Here is a 20356-nt window from a genome sequence, read left to right on the forward strand (position 1 = left end):
TGGGGAACAGAGCTATGTCTGCCGGGCACGGTTGGTTTCAGCGATGAGAATTTTCGAAGTTCCCTTTTGCATCTCGATCGCTACGCCGTAGTCGCGTAGAGCGCCTTCGACAGTGACTTTTCCTTCCAGGACGTCCTCGAGTACGAGTTCGGGGTCGCGGTCGTACGGTCGCCCGTATCCGCCGCCGGCAGCCGTGATGTGGCGGTGGGTGGTGCCCTCTTCGATCACTAGGAACGGTTTGGTGTCGAGGATCTGTTCGCGCTCGGTATCACGGTTGAGCAGGTTCATCGAAGGGGTGCCTTCGTAGCCGCCGTGCAGACCGTACGGCCGTGATGTTCGGCGATCGGAGCGGATCTGCATGGTTGCTTCGGCACAAAGAAGAGTCATGTCGCGAACGAGCGAAAGCCCGCCACGGTACTTGCCGGCACCCGCCGAATCGGGGACGAACCCATAGCCGTCGATCCGCACATGACCCGAGGACTCGACTTCTTCCACGGGAATGTTTGCCATGTTGGCACCGAGCGGACTAATCCCGTCGTTGCCGTCACCTGATCGGGTGGCGCCCCAGGATCCCATCATGAAGTCCCACACGACGACTTGCGACCCGTCGGCTTCCGTGATGCCCAGTGCGATGGATCCTGGGCCACCGTCGCCGGCGGCCGGGACATGATCGGGAAGAGCAGGCGCAAGGGCGCCGAGTACGAGGTCGATGATGCGGTAGGCAACCAGACCGCGCGCGCCCCGGGCGGCGGGACGTTGACCGTTGAGAATCGAGGCATCCGGAATTGTGAAAGTGAAGGGTCGGTAGAAACCGCTGTTGGCAGGCACGTTAGAGCCCAATGCGCCTTGAAGCGATGCGTAGGATGCGGATCGGGTGAAGGACGAGGTTGCATTCAGTGCGGAGGCAACTTGGGGTGAGGATCCAGTGAAATCGAAGTGGATGTCGGTGCCGGCGATCGTAATCTCAACCTTGAACGGGATCGGTCCGGAGCCGAGTCCGTCCTCATCGATTTGATCTTCGAATTTGTACGTTCCGTCGGGAGCCTGTTGCAACGCTGTACGGACCAGCGCCTCGGAGTAATCGAGAAGTTCGTCGACCAGCGCACAGTACTCGTCGATACCGTATCGCGCTGCGAGCTCCTTCATGCCGGCACCGCCGGCATGGCACGCTGCGAGTTGAGACTCTAGATCCCCGCGGAGCATCGACGGTTCGCGAACATTCCGCAGAATGATGCTGTAGAAGGTTTCGTTGACTTCACCCGCCGAAATGAGACGTGAGGGCGGGATTTGTATGCCTTCTCCGAAGATGCTGGTCGACTGTGACGCCATCGATCCGGCGGACCACCCACCGACATCGCTGTGATTTACTACCGTCACTACGTAGCCCAGCAGTTGGGCCTCGTAGAACACCGGTGCGATGATGAAGATGTCAGGCAGGTGCATTCCGCCCAGGCTCGGGTCGTTCAAAATGTAGACGTCGCCATCCTGGATTTGATCACCGAATGCGTCGAGCACCGCGTCCATGGCATCTGGAATCGACCCGAGGTGCACCGGGCAGGTGTTGGCTTGTGCGATCGTTCGACCGGCGGCGTCACACAGTGCTGCGGAGAAGTCCATGCTGGACGCAACGATCTGAGAGTGCGCGGTCCGGAGGATGGTGATGGCGAGCTCGTCGGCGAGCCCGGACACGGCGTTGTTAAAGACCTCGAAGGTCGCCGCATCTCGAAGAATTTTAGTGGTCATTGTGCTTCCTCGTTACTGTTCCAGCTGATCACGATGTTGTTGAACTTGTCCAGACGTGCCGATGCACCGGGGGGGACGAGGGTCGTAGAGTCCATGTCTTCGACGACCAGAGGGCCATCCATTGGTTCTGTGGTCAGGTGGGTCCGCCGAATAATCGGTGTATCGATGTCCGATTCGAAACGACACACGCGTGACGTTGGCGCATCACTTTCTGTCAGCGGAATCGCCAGCGCCTGATCAATACTGACGGGGTTGGTTATGGAGCCGCGTACCCGCAGATTGACGATTTCGATGAGTTCATCGCCGCTGGAGCGGCCGTACGTCTTGAGGTGTTCTGCATGAAAGCGAGCGAACGTGGCAGCGATGAGATCGTCGTCGATCGACCCGTCGGGCATTGGGATCCTCAACTCGAAACGCTGCCCCTTGTAGCGCATGTCGAGAAGGCGTTCGACGGTAACGCTGGTCGCCTCGGATTTGCTGAGGCGGTCGAGGACCTCCGACCCCAAGTACTCGAACTGCTCTGCAAGCGCGGCGATGTTCCGCAGGCTCGCGGTGTACGGTGCGACGACCTGGTATTCCGTGTCAGCAACCAGAAGTCCGAGACTGCTGAACACGCCGGTGTGTACCGGAACGATGACGGTTTCGATCCCTAATTCCCGCGCAAGGGCGGCACCATAGAGGGGCCCTGCGCCTCCGAACGCAACCATCACCGAGTCTCGCGGATCACGACCGCGTTCGCTCGTGACGGCCTTGACCGCCGAGGTCATGTTCGACACGGCGATCTGATATGCGCCTCTGGCTGTGTCGCCAGCATCTTTGCTCACCTGATCGGCGACCTGAGCGAGCGCCTTGACCGCCAGTTCGGGAGCGATCTGCACGCGTCCACCTGCAATGGATTCAGGGTTGAGGTAACCGAGCACCACATTCGCGTCAGTGAGAGTGGGGCGTTCGCCGCCCTGCCCGTAACACGCGGGTCCTGGACGCGATCCCGCACTTTGCGGACCTACGTGCATTGCCCCTGCAGAATCGACATTGATGACACTGCCGCCCCCGGCACCGACCTCGGCGATGTCGATCGACGGAACGCGGATCGTGTACCCGGCTCCCTTGCCCATGCTGCGGGTGATGTTCATTCCCCCGCCGACTTCGTAGTCGCTGGCCACGAAGGGACGACCATTTTCGATAAGCGAAGCTTTCGCTGTCGTACCGCCCATGTCGAAGGCTACGACGTTGTCCAGTCCCAGAAGTTGCGCCAACTTCTGGACTGCGATGACGCCGGCCGCAGGTCCCGATTCGATGATCTGTACGGGTTTCTCGGCGACAGACTGCGCGTCGAGCAGTCCCCCCGACGACTGCATGATCGAAAACGGAGCGTCGATCTGATGGTCGTGGAGGTTGCGGCTGAGCTCCGTGACGTACGAATGAACTACCGGGCCGACGTACGAGTTGACCGCGGCGGTACTGGTTCGCTCGAATTCGCCTTGTTCCGGCGAAATATCAACGGATGCAGTGACATACACCGAAGGAAGGAGCTTTCGGAGCTTGTTGGCGACAAGCCGTTCTTCCTCAGGGAGGATGTGGGAGTTGATGAGGCAGACCGCCACGGCTTCAATTCCGTCGTCGACGAGTTGCTGGGCGAGGGCTTCGAGCTCGAATGTGTCAACTGCGGTGAGTACCGTCCCGTCCGAAGCGATTCGCTGCTCAAGCTCATGGCGGTCGCGTCGTCTGACGAGTGGTACGGGCTTCTTCCACGACAGGTCGTATAGAAGGGGGCGTCGCAGTCGACCGATTTCCAGAACATCCTTGAACCCCTTGGTTGTGACCACCGCGGTCTTGGCGCCCTGACGTTCGAGGATTGCGTTGGTGGCAACCGTCGTCGCATGCAGCACACCTTCCACGTCTCCTGGCAGTGCACCGGCTTCCGACAAAGCATCGAGGGCTCCGTCGATTACGCCAGTACCGAAGTCAGGAGGGGTCGACAGCACTTTCACCGGAACGACGTTTGCGTGCGGCCCCAAAGCTATTACGTCAGTGAATGTTCCACCGATGTCTGCGGCGATCAGCCACCCATGGTGACTTTCTCCTGAGGTGACGGTTTTCGGCAATGTCATCAATCTTCCTAACTGAATTTTGGGTGATCGCATTGAGTTCGGGAGTGAGCCAGTTCAAACTGGCGATGGGGAAAATGAGGGTATGAGACGTTCTTTTGACTGATTTGTGGTCGGGGAAGCGGTGCCGGGTCTGCCGTCGCTGATTGCAGCGTTTATCCGGTCGGGAGAAGCCTGAAACGCTCCGCCGCTCGCAGAATGTTCTCCGCGGTTCCTCCGTACAGAATGCGCGCGTAATGGGAGTCCACGCCCGCAAACCGATCGCCTGCCGATGCCGGCACGCCGATGTCGAGCAGAGCGTCTTCGAGTAAACGACCGCTGAGTCCAGTCCTCGAAAAATCGACGTAACAGAAGATGCCAGCTGCTGGGGTGACCGCGTCGAATCCCGCTGTGCGGCTGGCGTCGAGAAGGAGATCGCGGCGATTGCAAAAAGTGTCGAACTCGACGTCGAGCCAGTCTCGGGGGCCGACGAGCGCCGCATGCACCGCGATTTGTGGAATGTCGCCAACATTGATCGAGTCGCATTCGAAGGCGCGGTGGACTACTTCGAGTAGATCTGCGGGTGCGTGCACATACCCGACGCGCCAACTCGAGAACGCATAGTTCTTACTGAAGCTGGTGATCGTGATCAAACGGTCGTACGTTTCGCGCAGGGTCATTTGAGGCGTGTAGCTGACCCCGTCGTGTACGTAGAACTCGTAGGACTCATCCGAAAAGACGTACAGATTATGAAGTTTGGCGAACTCCAGCACCGCAGTCAGCTCACCCCGGGTCGGTACGTTTCCGGTCGGATTGTTCGGATTGCACAGGATGATCGCTTTCGTAGCCGGCGTGAGCTCCGACGCCATAGCCTCCAGTGGTAGCGCCCACCCATCGGAGGCACGTGCCTGTACATATCGGGGATGTGCTCCGGCCATTCTGACGAGCGCATCGAAGAAGTATGTCGGCGCGGGAATGAGGACCTCGTCTCCTGGAGCGAGTAGGGCGCGCAGAGCAATGCTCATGCCGTGCTGTGCACCGTGAGTGACGAGCAACTCCGTATCCGGATTTGCGGACAATCCGAAATTCGTGTCGAGATGGTCCGCGATCGCGGATTTGAGCATCCTCGACCCGCGTGTTTGTCGGGGAAATACGTCGCCGGCGAATCGTGCCACTGCGTTCACTACATGTGCTGGCATCGGGAGCATGGGAACTCCCTGCATGGGCACCATGTCGGCCCCGGCGTTTTGGCGGGCTGCGGTGCGCTCCCATAGTTCGAGAGTAGGCAGTCGGTCGTACATGTGTCCCTCCTCAGATCGGTGAGCGAAGTATGGGTGGGAGGCCATGCCCACAGAAAGTAAGAAATATTTATGGCCTGATGCTGAGATCTTATGATTGCGCTTCGGTGGGCCTGCTCTCTCCCGGAGGTTCGAGTGTTCGGCCAAAGCGAATGTGGGGACATCGACGGTCGCCTCCATCCCATTTTGGGTCCGGCAATTGTGTGTTGCCGTGCAGCGCCTTGTCATTCCCGTTTTGCGTGCGTAGCCGGGGCCGGCAGCTCGTGGCCGATTTTTCCAATGTTGTGCGCTGTGTCACGAAACTTTAGAGGCATCTTAGGATACCGTCAAGGTCTTACTAATATATTTACTCCGCTGCAACATATTTCGCGTTCCACATGGTGACGATTGGCGTGACCTCGACTTCTCCACGTTCCGGGCACGCCGGGAACGGAACGTGTGCTCGAAGCCAGCGCAGGCAGCAGGCTTCTCGGGTCCCCCGCAGACGGGGGTCTTTACTAAGTGAACCTTTTCTGTGTCGAGTCAGAGGGCTCGAACTCAGGGAAAAGTGGTGCTTGACGTAGATGTCTTCGCGCTCAGCTGAGGCCGCTTCTTCGGGGTCTGCGCGTACACCACGACGAAGCGAGCAAGTCCTTGGCTCAGGCAAATGTCGAAAGTGAGTGGCACACCGCTAAACGTGTACGCCCGATGAGAAGGGGAATACGACACTCGTCCTCATCTCGGCAATTGCGGTTTGGCGCTCACGAGCCAAGGAGAGCTATCGGGGCACGCAGTCGGTGTCGACGGTGGCCAGGGTGAGGGGAACTCGTATCTCGACCGAGGTCACTTCTGAACTGGTAGTGAGGGCCTGCAGGATTTCTCGCCGCGCAGACTGTGCCCGGACTTTCATCGCTGCTCGTGCTGCTTCGGCGTCCCGGTTGACGATGGCATCGACGATCGCTTGACGCTCTTCAGTCCTTAAGGGGGGCATTTCCGGATCGAGCATGACCGCGAGCCGGCCGATGCGTTCGATCTCGTCGAAGACATCGATGATGCTTGCCGCGAGTCGATCGTTGCCGCACCCGTTGGCGATAATGGCCTCGAACTCGTAGTTTGCCCGCAGTCTCTCGTCGAGGTGGGGGCCGCCGAGTTGTCCGTACCCATCGTCGACGCACAACTCGACCAGCCGGGTTCGGTCTTTCTCGGACAATCCCTTGGCGGCGGTGAGCGCCGCAGCCTCGGTCTGGAGGAGTGTGCGCATATCGCACAGGTCGGCGACGTCGCTGAGTGTGACCGACGAGACGACATACCCTGCCCGACGGATGGGGACGACCAAACCGTCGCGATGGAGCCGCGCCAAGGCTTCGCGCACGGGAGTCTTACTCAGTCCCCATGCCGCGGCGACCTGCTGTTCGGTGAACTGTTCGCCGGGCTTACGCTCGAGTTCGATGATTTCTCGCTTGAGTCGCTGGTATGCCTGCTCCATGAGGTTCGACCCGTCGTGAGCGGCCTGGATCAAGGCCGGTTCGAACTTCATATCGTCTCCTCCGCTCACAGCCAGGTGCCGTTAACATCCTAGATGGTTGATTCCTTGAACCGAGGTCAGTGGTCGTAGGCGATCGAAGATCGTTTGGCAAGGTTGCCGATGTTCCAACTGTGCCAGATCCGCAGCGTTGCCATCGCGAGCAGTCGTTGGGCTGTGGGTAGGGCTCGTTGGGCGAATGCGGGTAAAGGTCCCGGAGACGGTGTGACCGCCCCGTTTCTTCAGGCGGAGTTGCCCTTTCAACGTCGGCTCACCGACTTGATCCATTGCCTCGGTGGCGAACGCCTTGTCCGAGAAGCCGTTGCCAGTGAACAACCCGCACGGACCGGATCATGTGGTGCGCGCGCGTGAACCCGCGCCGACCTCACGTCCACCGATCTTCGGATTCGCCAACGCCCACATGACCGGCATCGCGTCCCCGGCGTGTCGACCAGATCTGAAGCTTCATCGTTGCCCGCGACATCCGCTCCACTGTTCCCCATGACGTTGCGCTCGGAACCGGGGTGTCGTCGGTGATCCACAGGTCGTTCCACCACGACAGTGGCAATTGCGCCAGGACCCGAATCATGTTGACCGACAACTCGTGCCACTATGAGTCGCTTGCGATAGCTCGATCGGGCAGGTGCGGGAACATTGCGCGCACCACTGTGCTGGTGTGTGGGTGCCGAATCCGCCGGCGTTCGCAGTCGAACCGAGCAGAACCTGCGCGACAGCGGGGGCAGTTCGGTATCGGACAGTAGCGGACCGTTGGCTGCGCCCCCGCGCGGGTTGGAAACATGTGATTCAGGTAGTCGTCCCTACCGGTCCGTCAGCGGCCCGTCTTCCAACGAACCCACCATGTAGGGAGTTCAACCTGATGTTAAATATCCTAAATATGTCTTGAAAAGATCTTAAAGTGCCTCTACAGTCGGGATACAGGCAGAAGTGAACGGTCGGAGATCTGCATCGGTGCAGCTCAACCGCAGCGCCCTACATTGATCGAACACAGCCGCTGTACCCTCGCCTCGGGAGACTGGGTTCCATCGCCGACACTCATGCTACCGAGACAATGCCGCAGCGGGCACGACCACTAATCACTCCAATGAAAGGCCCAGTCGTGATCAATGGCGATGCTGGCGTCACACGCGATGACGAATCCGAGCGGCGAATGTGGTGCACGATTTGCTATGCGATTCCTTCCGCTGGTCGGTGTTGCGTTCATCGTCAGGTACATCGACTAGGCCCTCGGGTGCATCGCCCCGGCGATGTGCGCAGATCTGAGCATCACCTCCGCTCAGATCTGACGAGCGACTGGACTTTTCTTCATCGAATACATCCTCGTCGAAGTGCCCACCAACTTGATGCTGCTGCAACGCTTCGGGGCTCGACTGTGGATTCAACACACCTTCTACCGCCGGGTGACCCCTGTTGGCCCACGCCTCCAAGAGTTTTCGGGGCCAGCCATGTCCTAACGATCACATCAGTTAGCAACAACGTATTAGCCTTGAGCTAGCTCGTCTGAATTCAACTCTCAGCGCGGTCGCGGCGGGCACCTCGTCGATACCGAACGCGGAAATCTCGGAAACCATGTCCGACTTCATTCCCGACAAAACACAACGCCACATCCCACGGATCCAATCGGACCTGGACGCGGCCGGCTTCGACGGCGCAGAGGAAATCGCGCACGGCGGTTTCGGTGCCGTCTATCGGTGCCGTCAGCCGCACCTTGAACGGACCGTCGCGGTCAAGGTACTCACCACCGATCTCGATCAGGCGAACTGTGACCGTTTCCTTCGCGAACAACGCATCATGGGGCGTTTGACGGGCCACCCCAACATCGTCAACGTCCTCGAATCCGGCGTCACCGATGCGGGCCGACCGTTCATCGTCATGCCGTACCTGTCGCAGAGCTCACTCGAATCCCACATACGGCGCGACGGTCCACTTCCGTGGACCGAGGTCATTTGCCTCGGCATAAACATGGCCTCGGCCCTGGAGACGGCGCACCAGTGTGGGATCCTCCACCGCGACGTCAAACCCGGCAACATCCTCTTCACCGATTACGGCGGACAGCAACTCAGCGACTTCGGAATCTCACACCTCACGGGTGGGTTCGAAACGGGTGCCGGCACCCTCACCGGGTCACCGGCCTTCACCGCCCCGGAGATCCTGCTGGGTAAGCCTGCCTCAATCGCTGCGGATATCTACAGCCTCGGTGCCACACTTTTCTGTGCGCTGACCGGCCATGCCCCTTTCGAACGCCACAGCGGTGAGAAGGTGATCGCCCAGTTCGTCCGTATCACGACTGATCCGATCCCACAGCTGGCCGGGCTTGGCATCCCCGACGACGTGTGCGCGGTAGTGGAAAGAGCGATGTCAGCGAACCCTGCCGATCGTCCGCAGACCGCAGCCGATTTAGGTATCACGCTCCAGCACACGCAGCGCCAACACGGATATCCTGTCGACGAAATGGCGTTGCATACTGCGCACGCCGGACACGCCGGACACGCCGGACACGCTGTGTCAGCCGAGGAGCCGATCGCAAACGGTGCCGCCCCCATCCGACCTCGCTCCTCCTTCATCGAGGTACCGGCATCACCCAACACTGATCCCACACCCCCTGTGGTCGGGAACATTCCCGGGAATCTCTCGGTAGAACTCACCAGCTTCGTCGGTCGCCGTCAGGAAATCGCCGAGGCACGCAAGCTGCTCACCAGCGCTCGTCTGCTGACGTTGACCGGTATCGGGGGTGTCGGAAAGTCCAGGCTCGCGCGACGCATCGCAGTAGACGTTCGCCGCGTGTACGACGACGCCGTCTGGCTCGTCGAACTCGGGAACCTGCACGACCCGGACATGCTCGCCGAGGTCGTGGCCACGTCATTGCGCCTGCGCACGGACATCGGACTATCCGTCGAAGACATCCTCACTCAGTACCTTGCTTCGCGCAGACTGCTTCTCGTGCTCGACAACTGCGAGCAGATCATCAGCGCAGTCGCGAGACTCACTGAGACGCTGCTTCGAGCGTGCCCGGATGTGCGGATCCTGGCCACCAGCCGTGAGCCGATCGGCATTCAGGGCGAGGTCGCACTGAGGGTGCCACCATTGGGGATTCCGGACGGCGACACGGAGACGTCCTTACGCGGGCTTCCCCAATACGACGCGGTACAACTATTCGCGGACCGAGCGGCCGCCGCTATGCCCACCTTCGAGATCAGTCACGACAACTGCGTGACCGTGACCCGCATCTGTCAGCGCCTCGACGGGCTCCCACTACCCATCGAACTCGCGGCAGTCCGGCTGCGCGCCATTTCCGCCGAGCAAATTCTCGAGAGGTTGACCGACCGTTACCAGCTCCTGACCTCGGGAGGTCGTAACGCACCGACCCGGCAGCAGACCCTGCGGCTCTGCATCGACTGGAGTTACGACCTTTGCACACCACAGGAACGAACACTGTGGAGCCGACTGTCCGTATTCGCGGGCAGCTTCGAACTGGACGCGGCCGAGGCGATTTGCGGGTGGGACTTCTCGCCGCAGCTGCTGCTCGACTTGGTGTTTTCGTTGGTCGACAAGTCCATCATCATCCGTGAGGACGCCGGGACGGTCGTGCGTTATCGGCAGCTTGACACACTCCGCGAATATGGTCGAGACAAACTCCGTGCACAGCCAGAGCGAGAAGCGCTTCGCCGCCGTCACTGCGACTGGTACTCGCAACTGGCAACGCGAGCGGAAAACGATTGGCTTAGCTCCCATCAGGCGACGTGGATCGCGCGCCTGGACCGCGAACAGACGAATCTGCGGGACATGCTCGAGTATTGCCTCTCCGACGCTTCGGGGACTCCAGGGGTCGAGACGGGCCGAAGTAGCGGACTGCGAACGGCAGCTGCGCTATCGGTGTTCTGGCTCGCCCGCGGACAATTCAGTGAGGGCGAACGCTGGCTCACCCGCCTCCTCGCGCAGCCGAGAGCGGAATCCTCACACGAGCGGGCAGCCGCGCTGTATTCCGCATGCATGTTCGCCGCCGCGCAAGGGCTGACGGCTGCAGCGCAGGATCGGTTTGCCGAACTCAGTGTCATTGCCGACGAGCTCAACAGCCCAGCACTGCAGGCCCTGTCCACGCATGCCTCCGGATACCTCGCGCTCTCTTGCGGCAGGCCCGCCGACGCGATCAGAGACTTCGAAGACGCTGTCACAAGCTTCGAAGAGGAAGGAAACCTGCTCCGACAAGTCGGAAGCCTGTTCGGGCTGGCGCTCGCCTGCGGACTTACCGGCGACGAATCCCGCGCTGTTCGCTGCCACGAACGCATAATCGCGATAACCGAACCATTGGGTGAGTCGATCTACCGGTCGTACTCACGGTGGGCGTGTGGGCTCGCGGTGTGGTTGCAAGGCGACCCGGAGCGGGCTGTGCAATTGATCCAACAGGGGCTGCGATTGTCGCGTCTCGTCGATGACCCACGCGGGTCCGCATGGTGCTTTCAGACGCTGGCGTGGATTGCCGCCGAGCGGCGCGATGGCAGGCGCGCCGGAGTGCTCTTGGGTGCTGCGGAAACGCTCTGGCAGGCGATGGGCATTCCCACGATGCAGTTTCCGAACCTGGAGCGTTACCAGCAAGACTGCAAGCGACGCGTCCAATCTCTACTCGGCAGCAAGGGATTCGAAAGTGAGTCAGCACGTGGCCGGTCACTCAGACCCGATGAAGCCATCGCCTTCGCGCTCGACGAGAAGATCGAACCACCCGCTAAGAAGGACGGTCCGGGCATAAGTCTGACACGTCGTGAATGGCAAGTGGCCCGGTTGGTCGCCGAGGGAATGACGAACAGGGCCATCGCCGACAGGCTGGTGATCTCACCCCGAACCGCGCAGGGACACGTCGAGCATGTCCTGGTCAAACTCGGCTTCACCTCACGAGCGCAAATCGCAGCCTGGATCGTCGAGCGCAAGCAAGCCCCTCGCCCCTGACCAGGTCGGAAAGCTCGCGTGCGAGCTGCTGATCTCGTCGACCAACTGGTCGACCGTCTCCTTGATCGTATGGGTGAGGGTTTCGGTGACGTCGATACAGAAACCGGCACTAACGGTAACCTCGCCGTGCTCGTCGAGGATGCTGCCGCCGACTACGACCCTGATCTCGTCACGCCTTGGTGTTGATGATGCGGCACGGGGCGTCGAGAGGGGTGCCGGCCGCTACTAACGGGCCGAAGTCGCAGCACCTGATGCAACGGCCACCGATCCAAAATCGGCTCCACAACCAGCGGAGATGTGGGAGTGCAGATTCCGAAGCTGGAGTCGGGATCGTCCTTTCCCTCACTGCTCGACGTCCTGGGCGTTCACTGCGTTCCCCAAAGCCCATTGGCAGAAGATCGGGTCGAACAATCCGATCGAACGACTCAACAAGGAGATCGAACGCAAAGCCGACGTCGTGGAAATCTTCCCCAATTGTGCCGCGTTCCTGAGATTGGCGACCGCGGTGGTCAATCGAAGCTCACGACGAGTGACAGGTCGCCCGCAGCTAATGTCTCCGACTTCAGCATAGACGAACTCAGAAAGGTCATCGCAGACAAAGTCCGCGCAGCAGCCACGGCTGAATCTTCGACCAAACCACACCAAATCGCCTAACAGTCAACATGACTCGTCGATCACAACACCAGACGCTCAACCTGATCTGAAGTCCATGCATGAATCCGTTCGCTTGCACGTGAACTGGGGTACTCCTCCGAAAGTGCCTTCAGTGCGGCGTTCAAGCGACATGTCGGTGAGGCCCCGTTGAGCTATCGTTCTCGGATCCGCGCCATCCCCGAAGGAAGGGTCGGGGCGTGACGAGGCCAGGTTGATGCTGTGGTGTCGGAGCGTCACCAGTTGCGTTTGTATTCGGCAGGTTCCGCGTCGAACGAGTCGCTCATAGCTGGATAGCCTTGGCGCGCACATTCGCTAGGGCGTCGTCCAGCGCCCGACCGAAGAAAGAGTGCCCCAGACCGGGAAGTTCGTGCAGCGTGGAGCGCGGCAGTCGGTACGCGATGCCCCGGGCCATAGTGATTGAGCAAGAATTGTCCTCGGTGCCATGCCATAAATCTGTCGGCGCTCCGATGCCCTCGAGGTCGAAGCCCCACGGAACCCCGATTGCGCGAAGTTCGTCACACACCGCGCCGATACTGCTGTAGGCCTCACTGTATCCGTCCAGAATGAACTGAAGTTCGGGGCTGTTGAGGGCCTCGCGCTCTGTCGGCGTTGCCTTGGCTGCGGCATGCTTGACCATACGTTCTGCGTGTGCTCGGTTGCCTGTGAAGATCTTCATCAGACCGACCACCACGCCCATGAACCCCGGTGCGTGCTGCGACACCATCGTCATGATCTTCATCTGGCCGGCGAGCTCTGGGCGAACCCAAGTCTCGGTGGCCGGCCCGAAGCTAGAGATCAGTGTCAATGTCGAAACTCGTGATCCAAGGACGTGTGCGGCGGCGAGCGCGTGGGGCCCACCGCCTGATTGCCCGGCTAGGGCGACGCGCTCCAGTCCTAGCGAATCCGCTAGGGCGGCAACATCTTGGCCGTAGCGCACCAGTGACCGGTTGCGGTCGCGGGTGGATTGGCCGTACCCGGGCTTGTCGATACTGATGAGCTTGACGCCGTTACGTGCGGCAGCGGAAGCGAATGCGAGCCCCCCGGTCGCACTCGAAGGCGTGCCGATGGTGAACAGCAATGGCACACCGTCGGGATCTCCTGCTTCGATGTAGGACAGGGTTCGGCCGTCAGGAAGCGTGGTGGTCTGTCGAGGGAGGATTCTGATCATGGTCTCTCCTGGAAAGTTCAAGTGCCACGTTTCGAGGTGGCGTACGGGATTTGCAACATTGCGATACAGGATTGATTCCCTAGTTTAGTTCCATTGCCCCGCTAAGGATCTGGTCCCTCCTCCGGCGTCAGCCTTGTGCCGAAATAGCTGTTTGCTATGACGTCGGGCGTGTTTCGCACCTCTGTGGCCGCCCCGGTAAACACGATGCGCCCCTGTTGGAGGATCACGCATCGATCCGCGATCGTCAGTGCCGCATGAACGTGTTGTTCGACAAGAAGTACCGCCACCTGAGCTCGCGATCTGTTGTACGCCGGGAAGGATGTCGTTCACGACGACAGGCGCCAATCCGAGAGTCAACTCGTCAATGACCAAGACTTTGGGCTTTTGCGCCAGGGCACAGGCCTATCGTGCAAGGCTGGTTGATCAGTAGAATCGGAAGTGTTGGCAGCCCGACCAAATTGAGGGACCATCCGTTGTGCCGCGAGACAATGCGGTTTGCACGATCGACCGAGGGCTCACCACTTCCTGATACTCGCGACACCACTGTCTATTTCTGCCGTGGAACTGAGCCCGAGGAGTTGCAGAGTGCGCACGTAGTCCTCGCGGAACAGGGCCAACATTCGGTCGACTCCCTTCTGCCCGCCCGCCATGAGGCCGTAGAGGTAGGCACGTCCTACGAAGCTGGCGTCGGCCCCGAGGGCGACCGCGGCGGCAAGATCGGATCCGCTGCGCACGCCGCCATCGAGGTAAACCCCAGTCTTATCGCCGACCGCGGTGCGGATATCTGGCAAGAGCTCCAATGGAGCGGGAGTGCGGTCGAGCTGGCGGCCGCCGTGGTTGGAAACAACGATCCCGTCGACACCCAAGGCGGCGAGTTCCTTTGCGTCGCCGGTGTCTTGGATGCCTTTGATGAGAAGCCTTCCCTCCCATCGGTCTCGGACCCATTCGATGTCGCGGAAGGTGATATTCGGATCGAACAGGGTGCGGACGATACCGGCGAGATCATCGGAGGCTCCGCCGGCCGCGGCGAAGTTCAAGGGCTCGGACATCACGAACCTGCTCCACCAACGTGGATGACGTACGGCCTGTAGCGCGCTGCCCCAACGCAACGAAGGTGGGATGGTCATGCCATGACGGACATCGCGAAGACGCGCTCCGGCAACCGGGGTGTCTACCGTCAGGACGAGGACGTCCATTCCAGCCGCACGTGCGAGTTCGAGCCGTTCGTTGTTGAGTGCACGGTCGCGAACGACATAGAGCTGGAACCAGTTCCAGCCAGCGGGTGCGGCGGCAGCGATGCCCGCTGCTGTCGTCGACCCCATGGTGGAGAGGACATACGGCACTCCGGCTTCCTGCGCTGCCTTGGCGACGGCGGCTTCCCCTTCGTGGTGCATCATGCGCGTGAAACCGGTGGGTCCCAGTACGAGTGGCAGCGATACTTCGCGTCCGAAAATCTCTGTCGCGGCCGAAACTTCGCTGACGTCTTGAAGTGCTCGCGGATGGTATTCGACTCGGTCGAACGCAGTGACCGATGTTTTCAGTGACCGTTCCTCTTCGGCTCCACCGTCCACATAGTCGAAAATCATTCGGGGCGCGCGGCGACGAGCAAGACGACGAAGGTCATCGAGGTTGGTCGCGCGCGCCAACCGCCGCTCGAGGGTAGGCAGCGTGGGCATCGCTGGAATGTACTCGCTGAGGCTTTCGAGCCGTGTGCGGAGCCGTGGTGTAGTCATGCAGTGACAGTAGGGTTCGAATACAACCGAATTTATTGCTTGGAACTACATTTAGGGCGATGCTGGCTTGTGCAGCCGCACAATGGCTTTTTCGAAAACTGTCCAAGGAAGCAAGGAGCGAAACAGGTGGCCCTCACTGTCGCTGATGTATCCGCTCGGCTCGGGTCCGTTTTGGTCGTAGACCAGATCGGGCGGCTCGATGCGGTTGTCACAGGTACCTTGGTGACTGATCCGGAATATCCGATCTCACCGACTGAAGGGGCGCTGATCGTTGCGCCCGGCTTTCGAGCGCACAGCGCAGCCTTCCGTGACTTGATGCGGACAGCGATCTCTGCACGGTCCGCGGCAATACTGCTGAAAGGGCCACTTCCCGTCCACTTTGGCAGCGATGATATCGCTGTAATCGGCGTCGACTCGCGGACGGACTGGGGACAGTTGCTCGGACTCATCCGAGCCGCATCCGAAACATCAAGGGCTACAGACTATTCGGAGGACTCTCTGTTCGGACTTGCCGACGCCATCGCCGCGTCGTGTGGGGGCCCCGTCGTCCTCCACGATCCAGCATGGCAGCTGTTGGCATATTCGGGCGGAGCTCCGATGGACGAAGTGCGCAATGAGAGTATTCTCGGAAGGCGAGCGCCCGCCGCACCCCTTGCCGAGCTGGGGTCGATCGGGCTACTGGACTCACTTGAGCGGGGCGATGTGATCGCGTTCCAAGACAACGAGATCGCCGGTATGTCGCGACGATACGCCGTGGCGGTCCAAGCGGGCACCGAACTCCTTGCCACGATCTGGCTACAGCCAGACGGAGAGGCTTCGCACAGGGAGATCGAGGTACGTCTTCGCAAGGCAGCCGACAACGCCGCCCTCCCACTGCTCCGGCACGCAGCAGCTGGACTGGGCGGCGCAAGTTCGGGCGACGCCGCGTTCAGCGCCCTGCTCGCGGGTAAGCAGACCGAACGAATCGTGGCTGAGCGTCTGGGCGTGGAGTTAGATGCCGGATTCGTCCTGTGTGCCATGCGCCCCACGACCGCAGATGAGCGTGACCGTGCCGCCACGGCCAGACGTCTCCGCGCGTTGGCCCGCAGTTACTGCGACGCCTTTCGCGTGCGGGCCCAGCTGGCTGTCGGACCGGACACGACTTACCTGGTTTTTCCCGCAGCTGACCAGAAACAGCGCCAGAGTGCGGTACGCATCGTGAGCGACATTCACGGGCGACTCCAGTCAACGGCTCCGCACCGTGCATTAGTCAGCTCCACTTACCATTCGCTCACCGAGACCAGAGCGGTGAGCTTGAATATCAACGAGTTGCTTGAGCTCGCCGAGCGGCGGGGTTGGACCGGGCTCACCGACAGTGAGCACCTCCAAGCCAGCTGGCGGCTTGAGCAGTTCCGCGAAGTGGCTCTTGCACACCCTGCTCTGTTGTCCGGTCCCATCTCTCGGCTTTCTGCGCAGGATCGTGCGCACCAAACGCATCTGGTCGATACCCTGCGCACCTACTTCGACTGCGTTGGGGACATGAAAATCGCGAGCCAAAAGCTCGGTCTACACGTCAACACCGTCAGATACCGGATCAACAAGGCTCAGGAAATAGGACGTTTCAGCCTGGATGATCCTGACGACCGTCTGCTCGCCGAGCTACAGGTGCGGCTGGTTACTTGATAGCGGCGAGCAGCAGTTCTCACGAAGTCATGTCGCGAACAAGTTGCACGAGAGTGCGGACCGCGACACCTGTTCCACCGGAGGGAATTTCGTCGTAGGCGGAGCCGTTGTTGAACGAGGGCCCGGCGATATCGAGGTGCGCCCAAGGCACCTCACCGACGAACTCACGCAGAAACGCCGCAGCATACATTGCCCCGCCGTACGGCTTGGGGTCGTGCTGACGCAGGTCCGCGATAGTCGACGAGCGCACCGCCGCACCCATTTCATCGGTGATCGGTAACGGCCACATCGACTCGCCTGCCGTACGGGACGCTGAGAGGACTGCGCCGATGAGGCCCTCGTCGGTGCCCAGTACGCCTGTGGTGCGCTCACCGAGCGCCACCATGCATGCCCCTGTGAGGGTCGCGACGTCAATGATCTGGTCGGGCTTGACTGCGACCGCAAGTGCGAGGCCGTCGGCGATCACCAGACGGCCCTCAGCGTCGGTGTTGTGTATTTCGACCGTGGATCCGTTCCGCATCGCCAGCACGTCACCGGGCCGAAAGGCAGCGCCGCTGGGCATGTTCTCGGCGAGGCAGGCGTACGTCGTGATCTTGATCGGCAGCCCGAGTCGGGCGACGGCCAGCGTTGTGCCCACTACAGCGGCTGCCCCCGCCATATCCATTTTCATGGTCGCCAGTGCGACGGCGGGTTTGATCGAGAGCCCGCCGGAATCATATGTGATGCCCTTACCTACCAAGGCCAGGTGCGTGGTGGCATTGGCCGGGGCGTATGTCAGCGTCACCAGTCGTGGCGGGGCCGCTGAGCCGAGTCCGACTCCGAGGATGCCCCCGCAATTCTCCTCAGCGAGGCGTACTTCGTCCCAGATCTCGACTGCCACATCGTTACCGACGAATGCGGCACTGTAAGCGGCGATTTCGTCGGCAAAAATGGGCGGTCTCTGATCGGAAGGAGACGCATTGACCCAATGGCGGACTTGCGCAACGGACTGGGTCACCGCGTCGGACTGCTCGACCAAAGCCGCACTGTCCTCAGCGAACAAGCTCAAGATAGTGACCTCTCTTGGCTCACTGCTTGTTTCGGAATCATCGCGCGAGGTCTTGTATCGGTCGTACCGATAACCACCCAGCCGGGCGCCCTCAGCTACAGCGACCGTTTCTTCGACGCTCGTAGGGTGAAATGCAATCGCTGCCCTGCCTTTCGGTGCGGCTCGCAGTCCACGGGCGGCCGCAGCGCGCAGGTCCGCCTCGGAAGGTTCGGCCGGTAACGCGACTGCCACGATTACACCTGCCGTGGCACGCTCGCCTGCGGGGAATGTCGTGACCTGGTCGCGCTCGCCGGTGAAGCCCAGCAGGTCGAGGAGATCTGCAACATTCTCGTGTTCGGGGCAGCCCGTGCCGGTGCCGCGTATGCCGAGGATCAGCACGTCAGCCTTCGTAACTAGCGGCTCGGTGTCGCTGAGGGACACACTCGGCAGAGAGTGGGTGAAATCGTTCATCGGGAGTTGCTCCTTCGACGAGGCCATTTGCGTGTGCATGGTGGTATGTCGAGTATCGCTTCGCGATGAGTCCTCGAAGTGGAACTACCGCAACAAATTTCCGCGTTCGTTGTTGTTCTGGTGCACAATGGTCGGAACGGCACTGTCACGTTGCTCAGCTCGTGGCAACTGGGACAGGAGCTCATTCGGTGGGCGGAATGCGTCAGGAGAATGCAATGACCAAGCCGAATCTCAGACACCTGCCCGGCCCGCGCACTGAGTTGTTCTCGGCGGTGCCAGCTATGCCGGAGTGCTCGCTGCCAACCGACTGCTATCCAGCCTCGCGTCATCCTTCGGCGAGGGCGTTGGAGTGCCGTGCAGCGCCACAGTGGCGAAGGGATGCTCTACCGGAGGAATGGCTCACGGGGAGACCTGCCGATCGCCCTTGATGTCACGCTCTACCAGGACCACATCCTGATCGAGCGCGGCATCAACTAGCGCAAGGCGTGGCAAGGACTGGCTACCCGATGCGACACGATTCTCGAGAGCTGCCACGTTCCTTCGGACGGCACACCCGCCATCCGCGACTCGAGAAACTGCTGTCAACTCCGGCCCCAACTACCTACCTTCGAATGTCGTGTTGTGACGGAGGGAGTGTTTGGACCCGGCATGGTGTGGTGGTGGGAACACGAATCATCTATGACTGGAACAGTTCCGGGCCGGAAACTTGTCACAGAGGGGCCACCCAGCGGGCATCGACGTTCTCGGGCCTTGGGAGAAGGACAGACCAGCTTCCGGGGCCTGGGATGGTCCTGAGGCTCATATTCCTGCGGCCCCTTGGGGCTGGAACAGTGCAATGACCTCGCCGCGAGATGGCTCCTGGATCAGAGTCTGTGGTTGCCACTTGTTTCCTGTTCTTCGGCTTCTATCGCCACGACCATCCGGACTACCCGCGCGGCACGGAGTGGTTGCCTACAAGCGCAACAGGGGCGCGCACCCGATCGCCGGTAGGAAAGATCCTGATCAGGCGCGCCGGATCAGGATCGTGTCACCGTCGAGGGGGGCGGTGTCTGCCCGGCTACTTGGTTTCGTTCGGGTGGCTTGTGTGCACCTGCTCCAGGACGACTGTGCGCTCGTGCACGTAGAACCAGATACGTGCGGTTCCTTTCGCTGTCGGCTTGTGCTGCCAACGCTCGTAACTGGTTCCCCCACGTGAGATGGTGCCGAGTTCGCCCCGGAGCGGGTAGTTCGTCGGTGTCGTGGACTGAGGCGTCCGCGTGAGGAAGTCCCACGCCTCCGTCATGGGGTTGCGGATCGTCGCTACGAGGTCCTGCCAGCCCTTGCGTGCGTTCGAGGTCGCGAACCGGATCTCGTACTCGCTCTTCTTCGGAGGGCGGGGGACCAGCTCGCCTTTCTTGGCGGCCGCCACGGTTACGGACGTTCCACGGTCTCGTCGTCGTCGAACCATTCGAGGTCGGCGGCGCCGAGTCCGGCGGCGATGGCGGTCGCCGTCTCCTTCCACGATGTCAGCTCCGCGATCGCAAGGTGCGGTTGGTCGGTGGAGAACGAGGCGCGCGCCGCGTCCACGAGGTCCTGAGCGCAGGTCTCCCGGTCTGCCGGCGACAGAGCGAGCATCCAGGGGAAGGCCTTGGACATGCGTGCAGCGAGGGAGCCATTGTCGTCGAGAGTGACGGTGATGAGTTGGGCGGCGAAGTTAAGCAGGCGGGAGCGGCCCTCGGCTTCGCGTTGCGACATCAGGACGAGCGCCTCGCCGTCGCGTCGAGTCACGGTGACGGGATGGTTCTCGGCTTCGGCGAAGACCTCGGCCGAGTGTTTGCTCAGGTCCGAGGAGCGTCGGGTCGCGGCGGGGAGGCCAGGTGCGGTGATCATGTGACTAGTGTATTCGGAACGTGTTCGGAAGTCTAGGTGTCGCTGAATTGTGGGACACGTTGGTTGAGTGATGCGCTGGCATCGGCGGAGTCGATTCACCGTTCACGCTGCCACGCCAGAGGTTACAACGGCGTCTTACCGGTTCTGGACGAGGTCAGGTGTGCCGTGGACGATGCTGTGGCGA

General features: G+C 61.0%; 15 protein-coding genes and 1 pseudogene. 6 read left to right on the forward strand and 10 right to left on the reverse strand.

All coding sequences use genetic code 11. From position 1 onward, the window contains the following. Nucleotides 1-12: 12 nt before the first annotated feature. The 5 genes from QMA15_RS27190 to QMA15_RS27210 form a co-directional block, all read right to left on the reverse strand. A complete protein-coding gene (locus tag QMA15_RS27190; RefSeq protein ID WP_290287403.1) occupies nt 13-1743 on the reverse strand; it encodes a hydantoinase B/oxoprolinase family protein in 1731 nt (576 codons plus the stop codon). Further along, a complete protein-coding gene (locus tag QMA15_RS27195) occupies nt 1740-3854 on the reverse strand; it encodes a hydantoinase/oxoprolinase family protein (RefSeq protein WP_290287405.1) in 2115 nt (704 codons plus the stop codon). The genes QMA15_RS27190 and QMA15_RS27195 overlap by 4 nt, the downstream gene beginning before the upstream one ends. A gap of 152 nt (nt 3855-4006) precedes the next feature. Then, nucleotides 4007-5131, reverse strand: coding sequence for a pyridoxal phosphate-dependent aminotransferase (locus QMA15_RS27200; protein WP_290287407.1), 1125 nt, complete (start codon nt 5129-5131; stop codon nt 4007-4009). 754 nt (nt 5132-5885) lie between these two features. Next, nucleotides 5886-6644 carry a GntR family transcriptional regulator gene (locus QMA15_RS27205; protein WP_290287409.1) on the reverse strand — a complete coding sequence of 253 codons (759 nt, stop codon included), beginning with the start codon at nt 6642-6644 and terminating at the stop codon, nt 5886-5888. Nucleotides 6645-7014: 370 nt separating this feature from the next. Further along, the gene (locus QMA15_RS27210; protein WP_290287411.1) at nt 7015-7230 is read right to left on the reverse strand and encodes a hypothetical protein; all 216 of its coding nucleotides are present in this window, start codon (nt 7228-7230) and stop codon (nt 7015-7017) included. Between the two features lie 986 nt (nt 7231-8216). Between QMA15_RS27210 and QMA15_RS27215 the strand changes: the two genes are divergently transcribed. The 4 genes and pseudogenes from QMA15_RS27215 (at nt 8217) to QMA15_RS27230 (ending at nt 12443) form a co-directional block, all read left to right on the forward strand. Next, on the forward strand, nt 8217-11588 hold the full coding sequence (locus tag QMA15_RS27215) for a protein kinase (protein ID WP_290287414.1): 3372 nt from the start codon (nt 8217-8219) through the stop codon (nt 11586-11588). An 18-nt stretch (nt 11589-11606) separates the two neighbouring features. Beyond that, on the forward strand, nt 11607-11774 hold the full coding sequence (locus QMA15_RS27220) for a hypothetical protein (RefSeq protein WP_290287417.1): 168 nt from the start codon (nt 11607-11609) through the stop codon (nt 11772-11774). Between the two features lie 175 nt (nt 11775-11949). Further along, nucleotides 11950-12242: pseudogene (locus tag QMA15_RS27225) on the forward strand (transposase); the annotation flags it as partial. Nucleotides 12243-12305: 63 nt separating this feature from the next. Then, the gene (locus QMA15_RS27230; protein ID WP_290287471.1) at nt 12306-12443 is read left to right on the forward strand and encodes an AraC family transcriptional regulator; all 138 of its coding nucleotides are present in this window, start codon (nt 12306-12308) and stop codon (nt 12441-12443) included. A 79-nt stretch (nt 12444-12522) separates the two neighbouring features. Here QMA15_RS27230 and QMA15_RS27235 read toward each other — a convergent pair whose 3' ends face one another. Further along, nucleotides 12523-13410 (reverse strand): alpha/beta hydrolase, encoded by an 888-nt coding sequence (locus QMA15_RS27235; RefSeq protein WP_290287419.1) that lies wholly within the window; start codon nt 13408-13410, stop codon nt 12523-12525. A gap of 515 nt (nt 13411-13925) precedes the next feature. Next, on the reverse strand, nt 13926-15143 hold the full coding sequence (locus QMA15_RS27240) for an alpha-hydroxy acid oxidase (protein WP_290287420.1): 1218 nt from the start codon (nt 15141-15143) through the stop codon (nt 13926-13928). 597 nt (nt 15144-15740) lie between these two features. On the opposite strand from QMA15_RS27240, the gene QMA15_RS27245 reads away from it, so the two are divergent. Further along, a complete protein-coding gene (locus QMA15_RS27245) occupies nt 15741-16805 on the forward strand; it encodes a helix-turn-helix domain-containing protein (protein ID WP_290287422.1) in 1065 nt (354 codons plus the stop codon). Between the two features lie 19 nt (nt 16806-16824). Here the strand turns inward: QMA15_RS27245 and QMA15_RS27250 are convergent, their stop codons facing one another. Beyond that, a complete protein-coding gene (locus QMA15_RS27250) occupies nt 16825-18303 on the reverse strand; it encodes a leucyl aminopeptidase (protein ID WP_290287424.1) in 1479 nt (492 codons plus the stop codon). Nucleotides 18304-18657: 354 nt separating this feature from the next. On the opposite strand from QMA15_RS27250, the gene QMA15_RS27255 reads away from it, so the two are divergent. Next, complete coding sequence (locus QMA15_RS27255; RefSeq protein ID WP_290287425.1) at nt 18658-18780, forward strand: hypothetical protein; 123 nt, start codon at nt 18658-18660, stop codon at nt 18778-18780. Between the two features lie 580 nt (nt 18781-19360). Here QMA15_RS27255 and QMA15_RS27260 read toward each other — a convergent pair. Together QMA15_RS27260 and QMA15_RS27265 are read right to left on the reverse strand one after the other, a co-directional pair. Beyond that, nucleotides 19361-19750 (reverse strand): hypothetical protein, encoded by a 390-nt coding sequence (locus QMA15_RS27260; protein ID WP_356702509.1) that lies wholly within the window; start codon nt 19748-19750, stop codon nt 19361-19363. Next, a complete protein-coding gene (locus QMA15_RS27265) occupies nt 19714-20172 on the reverse strand; it encodes a prevent-host-death protein (protein WP_290287429.1) in 459 nt (152 codons plus the stop codon). Before QMA15_RS27265 ends, QMA15_RS27260 begins: the two co-directional genes overlap by 37 nt. Nucleotides 20173-20356 lie beyond the last annotated feature (184 nt).

Origin of the sequence: Rhodococcus sp. APC 3903, from assembly GCF_030407755.1 — a bacterium.
Classification (GTDB): Bacteria; Actinomycetota; Actinomycetes; order Mycobacteriales; family Mycobacteriaceae; genus Rhodococcus_F; species Rhodococcus_F erythropolis.